We start from the raw sequence: 9690 nt of genomic DNA on the forward strand, positions 1-9690 counted from the left end.
ATCGCGAGCTGCGACGCGCGCGACCAGGGCTGCGGCGGCGGCAACCCGGTGTGGCCGGTCGCGCTGCTGATCGTCGGCAGCAACGGCATCATCGCGATCGTCCTGCCCTATGCCGCGGAGAGCTTTCCGTTGCGGGTGCGTGGCCGCGCCACCGGATGGGTCGCGGCCTGCACCAAAAGCGGCGGCCTGTTGGCGCAGGGGCTGACGATCGCCGGGGTGGCGCTGTCGATGGGTGCCGCCGCCGCACTTGTGATGATACCGACCATGATCGCGCTGCTGCTCGTCCTGTGGTTCGGACAGGAGACGCTCGGTCGCGACCTGCGCGAGCTGGACGGCGATCAGGCCGCGACGGCGCGATCCTGATTCAGTCGGCCCGCGCTGATGCTGGCCATCAGCAGTTCGTAATGATCGGCCGAGAAACCTGCCGCGAGGAAACGGCGCAGCTCGGAGCCGGGGACGTTATAGCCATAGTGCCAGCCCAGCACCGCGATCCGGCGCAGCGCCTCCAGCCGTTCGTCCGCGAGCATCGGATTGTGCTGCCGGAATACGACCCGCAACGCGGTGGACAGACGCCCTGGCCGGCGTAACGAGGAAAGGCGGTCGTTGCGCGCAATCGCCACCACCGACCATTCCAGCGCGCTGAGACGCGCGACGGGCGTGGCATCGCTACGCGGCGCGGCGGGTGGTACGTTCGACGTGGACAGACCCTGCTGATCGAAGGCGAGATAGGCCATGGTCGAACTCCCTGATACAATATCGAATGGTATCGCTGGCGCGCCCGTCACCATCCGACGGCCGGTCCGGTACACCACAGGATCATCGGCAACTCGGTCGGTATGAGGAACCGGCACGGCCGCCTTAATTCAATACCGGATGGTATAGAAAGCACTGCGATGCCGGTCAATCACTATTTCTGTACCGATCGGTAATTTTTTCGCGCCCGCTCCGGCGGGGCGGGCATCACCTGCTCGGCCAGGTCGCCAAGCCGATCTCGACCACACCCTCCAGTTGCTCCCGGGTCGCGCCAGCGCCGGCTTGCACGGCCATCCCCTGCAACAAGGCATAGAGATATTGCGCCAGCGTCTGCGGATCGATCGTGTCGGGCAGGTCGCCGTCGCGCTGGGCCTCACGGAAGCGCCCTACCAATGCCTGATGCGACGATTCGCGGCGCTTGATGACATCCGCCTTGATCCCCGAGCCATCAGCGCTGCACGCGGTGGCGCTGATCACCCCCAAGCAACCCTTGGGATCGCACTGGCTGGTCTGCGCGGCGAGTGCGCCACGCAGGAAATGCTCGGCGACCGCGCGCGCGGTGGGCTGGCGCAGCGCCTCGCGGGTGTAGGCCAGCTTCTCGGATTCGTAGAGGTCCAGCGCCTTGTGGAACAATTGCTCCTTGTTGCCGAACGCCGCGTACAGACTGGGCTTGGTAATCCCCATCGCGCTCGTCAAATCGGCCATCGAGGCCCCGTCATACCCCTTGGTCCAGAACACGCCGAGCGCCGCGGCCAGCGCAGACGTCGTGCAGAATTCGCGGGGACGCCCACGCGAGGGAGAGGAGAGAGACGCTTCCATAACGAACGGTATATAATTCATCCGCCCTCGAAGGTCGAGGGGGGCGGCGCGACGGTCCGCTTTCCAGCCGGCATCAACTCTGCTTGAATCCTGCTCATGCCACACCGCCACCCCTTCCCGGAAACCCGCACCGCACCACCCGGCCGTACCGCCTCGCATAAGGGCGATTGCATAGTACCAATAAAGTACCTATCATCGCCCTGCCCAGGAAAGTGATGGATCTGATGACCGACGAGCGCATCAAGGCAGCGGAGCGAACCCTGATGTTTCAGGAGGCGGCGGAGGCCGGCGCCGCCGTCGCGCGCATGCTGACGGCCAATCGCGCCGCGATCACGACGCTGGTACAGCGGCTGCGCGCCACCCCGCCGGCGGTGGTCGTCACCTGCGCGCGCGGATCATCGGATCATGCCGCGACCTATGGCAAATATCTGATCGAAACATCGTGCGGCATCCCGGTCGCCTCCGCCGCGCCGTCGGTGGCGTCGGTCTATGCCGCCCCGCCCCGCGTCGCGGGCCCGCATGCCACTCTATGCATCGCGATCTCGCAGAGCGGGCGCAGCCCTGATCTGCTCGCCACCGTCGCGGCGCAACAGGCGGCGGGGGCGCATGTGGTCGCGCTGGTCAACGATACCGGCTCGCCCCTCGCCGAGGCGGCGGACACGCTGATCGCGCTGGAGGCTGGCCCCGAAAAATCGGTCGCTGCCACCAAATCCTATATCGCCGCGCTCGCCGCACTGGCGGCGCTGACCGCGGCATGGGCGGAAGACGCCGCGCTGCGGACGGCGGTCGATGAATTGCCCGAACAACTGGCCCGCGCCTGGGCACTCGACTGGAGCAGCATGGGCGCGATGCTGGCGGAGGCGCGCAACCTGTTCGTCATCGGGCGCGGACTGGGCCTCGGCATCGCGCAGGAGGCGGCGCTGAAGCTGAAGGAGACCTGCGCGCTCCACGCCGAGGCGTTCAGCGCGGCGGAGGTGCGCCACGGCCCGATGGCGATCGTCGATGTCGGTTTCCCGGTGATCGCGCTGGCCGGGTCCGACGCCGCGGGCGACGACGTGCGCGACGCGGCCGCCACCTTCGCCGGGCGCGGCGCGCATGTCAGTCTGGCGGACGCGAGCCGCGATGGCGCCGGGGATCCCCCGGCGCTGCGCGCGCATCCCGCGATCGAACCGATCCTGATGATCCAGAGCTTTTACCGCATGGCGAATATGCTGTCGGTGACGCGCGGGCTCGATCCCGATGCCCCCCGCCACCTGAGCAAGGTAACGCGAACGCGATGACACGGCACAGCTTCCGCAACGGCCATATCGCCACCCCCGGGCGCGTCCTGCACCAGGCGAGTATCGACGTTGTCGACGGACGGATCGTCGCGATCGACGACACCGCCGATCAGCCCGACGCGGTCGACCTGCACGGTGGCTGGCTGATGCCCGGTTTCATCGACACACAGGTGAACGGCGGCGGCGGCGTGCTGTTCAACGACCATCCGACGGTCGAGGGCATCGCCGCGATCGGCGCAGCGCATCACCAATATGGCACCACTGCCTTTCTACCCACGCGGATCAGCGATACGCCCGACATGATCGCGCGCGCGCTCGACGTCACCGATGCCGCGATCGCCGCCGGCGTGCCGGGCGTGGTCGGCGCACATATCGAGGGGCCGGTGCTGTCGGTCGCGCGCAAGGGGATCCACGACGCGACACGTTTCCGCACGCTCGACGACGAGATGATGGCGCTGCTGACCCGTCCACGCCGTGGGCGGGTGATGGTGACGCTCGCGCCCGAGATGGTGCCGCTCGATCGCATCGCCGCGCTTCATGCCGCCGGCGTGATCGTCAGCCTGGGCCATACCGACGCCGACCAACCGACCGCGACCGCGGCCTTCGCCGCCGGAGCGACGGGCGTGACGCATCTCTATAATGCGATGTCGTCGCTGGGCCATCGTGCTCCGGGGGTCGTCGGCGCCGCGCTGGACGATCAGCGCGTCTGGTGCGGTGTGATCGTCGACGGATTCCACGTCAGCGACGTCGCCTTGCGCAGCGCGATGCGCGCCCGGCCGCTCGACCGTTTCATGCTCGTCACCGACGCGATGCCGTGCGTCGGCGCGGCGCACAAGGACTTCGTCCTTCACGGCGTGCCGATCCATGTGGAGGGCGGTCGCTGCGTCGGCCCCGACGGCACGCTGGCCGGATCCGACCTCGATATGGCGGGCGCGGTACGGCAGTCGGTCGCGCGGCTGGGGCTAAGCCCGGCACAGGCCGGGGCGATGGCCGCGACCAGCCCGGCGGCGTTCCTGGGCCTTTCCGGGGAGCGTGGCACGCTGTCGGTCGGGCGACGCGCCGACTGGGTGCGGCTCGATGCCACACTGCACGCCGTCGCGACCACGATCGGCGGGGAGGCCCTGGCCTAAGCCCAAGGCAGGCCGGCGCACCTCAGATATCCGACAGTTCGGCGACGAAATCATAGGCGTCGCCACGATAATAGGACCGCGTGAATTCGACCGCGCGCCCGTCCTTCAGAAAGGCGCGCCGTTCGATCAACAGGCCGGGTGCGCCCGCGTCCACCCCCAACAGCCGCGCATGCTCCGCACCGAACGGCACCGCGCGCAACCGTTGCAACGCCCGCGCCGGGCGATGCCCGGCCCGCTCCAGCGCAGTGTATAGCGAATCGTCGACCGAGCCGACACCCGGCAAGCAGAAGCCGGCGATGGTCGAGAATTCCAGCGCCATCGGCTGATCGTCCGCCATTCGCAGGCGATGGAAACGAAGCACCGGCGATCCCGGTGACAGTGACAGCGACATCGCTTCCTCAGGATCGACCGTTCCCGCCGAGCGGCTGATCCAGTGGCTCGATGGCGCTCGCCCGCGCGCCATCATGTCTTCTGAAAAGGACGATAATTGCGAGAAGCTCTTCTCCACACGTCCGGCAACGAACGTCCCGGCGCCGCGCCGCCGCGTCAGCAGGCCTTCCTCGACCAGCCCACCGATCGCCTTGCGCACCGTGATGCGCGACACGTCATATTCGAGCGCCAGATCGCGCTCCGCCGGAATCGCGTCGCCCCGCGCCAGCACGCCGTCGCCGATCGCGTTGCGGATCAACTGCTGCAATTGCAGGTACAGCGGCGACGGATTGCCTTCACGAAACCGTCCGACCTCGTCAGAAAACGCCATCCTGCTCCTCGTACCCTCGTTTCGCCCGGATCGCCCCACTTTGTCCGCGCGGCGATAGGAACGGCAACGCTACCCGCCAAGCGATGTCACGACCAGCGGAAGCGTCGGGATGGCGCCACGACCGCAGTGGGTCAGCCCTCGTCGACCGCTGCCTGATCGATCGGCACGATCCGGTCGGCGAGCCGCTCCGCCTCGGCGCGATCATGGGTTACCATCAGGATCGGGACGAGGCGCGCGTCACGGACCCGCTCGATCGCGCGCATCGCTTCCTCGCGCCGCGCCGGATCGAGCGAGGACAGCGGCTCGTCCAGCAACAGGAAACGCGGTGCGCTGAGCAGCGCCCGCCCGATCGCGACCCGCCGCGCCTCTCCCCCGGACAGTGTGCGCGGCCATCGATCGAGCAGGTGAGCGATGTCGAGCGTGGCCGCGACCTCGGCCAGCCGTTGGTCGTCGCGCGCGCCATACAGCAAATTGGCACGCACCCGGCGATGCGGAAACAGCCGTGCCTCCTGAAAGACATAACCGACCGCGCGTTGCGGCACCGGCAGGTCGACCCCCGCGCTGCGATCGAACAAGGTGCGCCCGAGGACGCGAATATGGCCGTGGTCGGGGCGGATCAGCCCAGCGATCATGTCCAGGATGGTCGTCTTGCCCGCCCCCGACGGCCCGACCAGAACCGTCAGCGCCGCGTCGGTGCGCAGCGCGGCGGACACTATGCGCCCGCCACGCTGTACGCTGACCGACAGGTCAAAGGACATGCACGCCCCGTCCGGCGCGCCGTACCAGCGCCTCCGATACGATCAGCGCGATCAGCGACAGCGCAACCGACACCGCCGCAAGGCGCCACACCTCCGCCTCGCCGCCCGGCCGCTGAAGCGCGGCATAGATCGCCAGCGGCAGCGTCTGCGTTTCACCCGGTACGTTCGAGACGAAAGTGATCGTCGCGCCGAATTCGCCGATCGACCGGGCGAAACCGAGCACCGCTCCCGCCGCGACGCCGGGCGCGGCGAGCGGCAGCGTGATCGTCGCGAACACCCGCCATCGCCCCGCTCCCAGCGTGCTAGCGGCCTGCTCCAGCCGCCGATCGACCGCCTCGATCGACAGCCGGATGGCGCGCACCATCAACGGCAAGGCCATCACGCCCGCCGCGATCGCCGCGCCGGTCCAGCGGAACAGCACGCTGCCGCCGAACCAGCGCTCCAGCGGCGCGCCCAACACCCCGGCGGGCGCGAAGGCGAGCAGCAATATCCAGCCGGTCACCACCGGCGGCACCACCAGCGGCAGGTGGACGATTCCGTCGAGCAGCACCTTGCCCGGAAAGCGCCCCCGCGCGAGCAACCATGCCAGCGCGAACGCGATCGGCAGCGTCACCAGCGTAGCGACGCCGCCGATCAGCAGCGTCAGCCGGACGATCCCGATCAGCCCGTCACTCAAGGGCGCACGAAGCCGTGTCGCAACAGGATCGCGCGCCCCGCGGACGACAACAGGAAGCGACGGAACGCCTCCGCCTCGGGCGATACCCCGCGTGACAGACGCGCGATGGGATAGACGATCGGCGGATGGCTGCGCGGCGGGAAATATCCGGCGATGCGCACCCCCGTCGCGCCTTCCACGTCGGTGGCGTAGACCACCCCGTACGGAGCGGCGCCGCGCTCGACCAGGGCCAGTGCGGCGCGGACATTCTCCGCCCGCACGACACGCGGCGCGACCGCATCCCATGCCCCCAGGCGACGCAGCGCCGCCTCACCGTATTTGCCGGCGGGCACCGCCGCCGGGTCCGCCATGGCAAGCGGCGCTCGGCCGAGGAGGCGCGCGAGCGCGATCCCGCGCATCGCTCCCAGATTCGGCGTACCGGCCCGCCCGACGATCACCAGCCGGTTGCGCACCAGCACCGCGCGCGTGCCGCGCACGATCAACGCCTGCCGCGCCACCGCGTCCATCCAGTCATTGTCGGCCGAGATGAACAGATCGGCGCGCCCGCCCGCCATCACCTGCCGCGCGAGCGCGGAGGACGCGGCGTAGGACAGGACCGGCCGGGCATGCCCCTGCCGCGCCCAGGCGGTGGCGGCCTCGTCGAGCGCCCCCTGCATGCTCGCGGCGGCAAGGACCAGCGGCCCGCGCGACTGCGCCTGGGCCTGGGCCTGGGTGGGAAGAGCGATCAACAGGGCGAGGAGGAGCAGGGCGCGATGCAGCATCAACGGCCTCATCGCACCGTATCCCTCCGGATACAATGGATCCGTTAACCTCCCGCGCTGTTGCACGGCGCGTCGCCCCGCCATTCTGCACCGCAAGGGGGGAAGGATCAGCCGAAAACGAGCCGCCCTAGCTTTCGTCGCCCATCCGCAGGGCGGCGATGAATGCTTCCTGCGGGATGCTGACCGAGCCGTATTCGCGCATCTTCGCCTTACCCTTTTTCTGCTTTTCAAGCAGCTTGCGCTTTCGGGTGGCGTCACCGCCATAGCATTTCGCGGTCACGTCCTTGCGCATCGCGCTGATCGTTTCGCGCGCGATCACCTTGCCGCCGATCGCCGCCTGGATCGGGATCTTGAACAGATGCCTGGGAATCAGTTCCTTCAGCCGCTCGCACATGCCGCGTCCGCGCGCCTCGGCGGTGCCGCGGTGTACGATCATCGACAAGGCGTCGACCGGCTCCTCGTTGACGAGGATGCTCATCTTGACGAGATCACCCTCGCGATAGCCGATCTGGTGATAGTCGAAGCTGGCATAGCCCTTCGACAGCGACTTCAGCCGGTCGTAGAAATCGAAGACCACTTCATTGAGCGGCAGTTCATAGGTCGCCTGCGCCCGCCCACCGACATAGGTCAGGTTCTTCTGGATGCCACGCCGGTCCTGACATAATTTCAGGATGCTGCCGAGATATTCGTCGGGGACGTAGATCGTCGCTTCGATCCATGGCTCCGCGATCGACTCGATCTTGTTGGGATCGGGCATGTCGGCGGGGTTGTGCAGATCGATCTGCCCGCCGCCATGGGTCAGTTCGATCTGATACACCACCGACGGCGCGGTAGTGATCAGGTCAAGGTCATATTCGCGCGTCAGACGTTCCTGGATGATCTCCAGATGCAGCAGCCCGAGGAAGCCGCAGCGAAAGCCGAAGCCCAGCGCCGCGCTCGTCTCCATCTCGAAACTGAACGAGGCGTCGTTCAGCCGCAGCTTGCTGATCGATTCGCGCAGCTTCTCGAAATCGGCGGCGTCGACCGGGAACAGGCCGCAGAACACCACCGGCTGCACTTCCTTGAAGCCCGGCAGCGCCTGTTCGGTCGGTCGCTTGGCATCGGTCAGCGTGTCGCCGACGCGCGCCTGTGCGACATCCTTGATCTGCGCGGTGATGAAGCCGATTTCGCCGGGGCCGAGATCGGTCAGCTGCTCGATCTTCGGGCGGAAGCAGCCGACCCGATCGATCAGGTGGGTGGTTCCCGCCTGCATGAACTTGATCTGCTGCCCCTTGCGCAGCGTCCCCTCCATCACGCGGACGAGGATCACGACGCCGAGATACGGGTCATACCAGCTATCCACCAGCATCGCCTTCAGCGGCGCGTCGGCATCCCCCTTGGGCGCCGGGATCTTCCGGACGATCGCCTCCAGGATGTCGGCAATGCCGATCCCCGACTTGGCGCTGGCGAGCACCGCCTCGGACGCATCGATGCCGATCACGTCCTCAATCTCCGCCTTCACCTTTTCCGGTTCGGCGGCGGGCAGGTCGATCTTGTTGATAACGGGCACAATCTCATGATCATGCTCGATCGACTGATAGACATTGGCCAGCGTCTGCGCCTCGACGCCCTGCGCGGCATCGACCACCAGCAGCGCCCCCTCGCACGCGGCGAGGCTGCGGCTCACCTCATAGGCGAAATCCACGTGCCCCGGCGTGTCCATCAGGTTCAGCGTATAGGTTTCGCCATCGCCAGCCTTGTACGCCAGCCGCACCGTCTGCGCCTTGATGGTGATGCCGCGCTCTTTCTCGATCTCCATGTTATCGAGCACTTGCTCGCTCATCTCACGATCGGACAGGCCGCCGGTCGCCTGGATCAGCCGGTCGGCCAGCGTCGACTTGCCATGGTCGATATGCGCGATGATGGAGAAGTTGCGGATCTTGTCGAGCGGGGTCGTCATGGTCTTCGCGCGCCTAGCGCAGCATGGCGGCCAGTGCTAGGGGGGCCACCTGTCATAAACCGGCCGGTCGCCGGCGCAGGGGGCGCTTCGGGGACGGCCGAGCAGAGGGGAATGTCATGACGAACATGGCCTTGTCGGCGGTCGCTGCCCTTTCCGTACTCCTCGCCGCGTCGCCCGTCGATGCGCAGAAGCTGGCCCGGCCATCGGCGGGACAGCGCCTGCAGGAGCAGACCGCGAACGACGTGCCGCACTGCACCCGAAAGCTGGGCACGCTGTCGATCATCGACGGCGACGATTCCTCTTACTGGACAGCCTGGTCGCTCGCGCCGCCGTCGAAGCTGCTGAAGGTGTTGGTGGCGCGTTCGGGCTGTTTCAACCTGATCGACCGCGGCAGCGGCCTCAGCGCGGCGGAGCGCGAGCGCGCCATCGGCGGAAACCTTGGTTTGCAACGCGGCGCGAACGTCGGCCAGGGCCAGATCAAAGCGGCCGATTACGTGCTGGTGGCCGAAGTGCAGGGCGCCAACAGCAACGTCAGCGGCAACGCCGTGGGGGGCGGTATCGGCGGCTTGCTGGGCGGTCGCGTCGGCGGCCTGCTGGGGGGGCTGAAAACGAAGAAGATGGAGGCGAATACCGTTCTGTCGCTGACCAACGTCCGCACGACCGAGACGATCGCGACCGAAGACGGCTATGCCGCGAAGAACAATGTCTCCCTGGGCGGCGGGGGCTTCTTCGCGGTCGGCGGCGCCGTCGGCGGCGGCTATGACAATACCGATATCGGGCGCATCGTCACGCTGTCGTTCATCCAGGCCTATAC

At 67.7% G+C, this 9690-nt stretch carries 10 protein-coding genes and 1 pseudogene; 4 read left to right on the plus strand and 7 right to left on the minus strand.

What is annotated here, in order from left to right:
• Positions 1–363: pseudogene (locus ACFDSW_RS12245) on the plus strand (hypothetical protein); the annotation flags it as partial.
• On the opposite strand, the gene ACFDSW_RS12250 reads toward ACFDSW_RS12245, so the two are convergent.
• On the minus strand, positions 339–734 hold the full coding sequence (locus ACFDSW_RS12250; RefSeq protein ID WP_375250572.1) for a hypothetical protein: 396 nt from the start codon (positions 732–734) through the stop codon (positions 339–341). The pseudogene ACFDSW_RS12245 and the gene ACFDSW_RS12250 sit on opposite strands and share 25 nt — an antisense overlap.
• Before the next feature lie 226 nt (positions 735–960).
• Complete coding sequence (locus tag ACFDSW_RS12255) at positions 961–1572, minus strand: TetR/AcrR family transcriptional regulator (protein WP_375250573.1); 612 nt, start codon at positions 1570–1572, stop codon at positions 961–963.
• A gap of 215 nt (positions 1573–1787) precedes the next feature.
• Between ACFDSW_RS12255 and ACFDSW_RS12260 the strand changes: the two genes are divergently transcribed.
• On the plus strand, positions 1788–2852 hold the full coding sequence (locus ACFDSW_RS12260; RefSeq protein WP_375250574.1) for an SIS domain-containing protein: 1065 nt from the start codon (positions 1788–1790) through the stop codon (positions 2850–2852).
• A complete protein-coding gene (nagA, locus tag ACFDSW_RS12265; RefSeq protein WP_375250575.1) occupies positions 2849–3982 on the plus strand; it encodes an N-acetylglucosamine-6-phosphate deacetylase in 1134 nt (377 codons plus the stop codon). Before ACFDSW_RS12260 ends, nagA begins: the two co-directional genes overlap by 4 nt.
• Before the next feature lie 22 nt (positions 3983–4004).
• Here nagA and ACFDSW_RS12270 read toward each other — a convergent pair whose 3' ends face one another.
• The 5 genes from ACFDSW_RS12270 to lepA all read right to left on the minus strand — a co-directional run bounded on the left by ACFDSW_RS12270 (position 4005) and on the right by lepA (position 8876).
• A complete protein-coding gene (locus tag ACFDSW_RS12270; RefSeq protein ID WP_375250576.1) occupies positions 4005–4742 on the minus strand; it encodes a GntR family transcriptional regulator in 738 nt (245 codons plus the stop codon).
• Positions 4743–4873: 131 nt separating this feature from the next.
• On the minus strand, positions 4874–5500 hold the full coding sequence (locus tag ACFDSW_RS12275) for an ATP-binding cassette domain-containing protein (protein ID WP_375250577.1): 627 nt from the start codon (positions 5498–5500) through the stop codon (positions 4874–4876).
• Positions 5490–6176, minus strand: coding sequence for a molybdate ABC transporter permease subunit (modB, locus tag ACFDSW_RS12280; RefSeq protein ID WP_375250578.1), 687 nt, complete (start codon positions 6174–6176; stop codon positions 5490–5492). The genes ACFDSW_RS12275 and modB overlap by 11 nt, the downstream gene beginning before the upstream one ends.
• Positions 6173–6949 carry a molybdate ABC transporter substrate-binding protein gene (modA, locus tag ACFDSW_RS12285; RefSeq protein WP_375250579.1) on the minus strand — a complete coding sequence of 259 codons (777 nt, stop codon included), beginning with the start codon at positions 6947–6949 and terminating at the stop codon, positions 6173–6175. The genes modB and modA overlap by 4 nt, the downstream gene beginning before the upstream one ends.
• Before the next feature lie 115 nt (positions 6950–7064).
• Positions 7065–8876 (minus strand): translation elongation factor 4, encoded by a 1812-nt coding sequence (lepA, locus tag ACFDSW_RS12290; RefSeq protein ID WP_375250580.1) that lies wholly within the window; start codon positions 8874–8876, stop codon positions 7065–7067.
• A gap of 116 nt (positions 8877–8992) precedes the next feature.
• Here lepA and ACFDSW_RS12295 point away from each other — a divergent pair.
• Positions 8993–9690: CsgG/HfaB family protein (locus ACFDSW_RS12295; protein WP_375250581.1), on the plus strand; the 698-nt coding region annotated here is incomplete at its 3' end.

This window comes from Sphingomonas sp. (assembly GCF_042091075.1).
In the GTDB taxonomy this organism is placed as follows: domain Bacteria; phylum Pseudomonadota; class Alphaproteobacteria; order Sphingomonadales; family Sphingomonadaceae; genus Sphingomonas.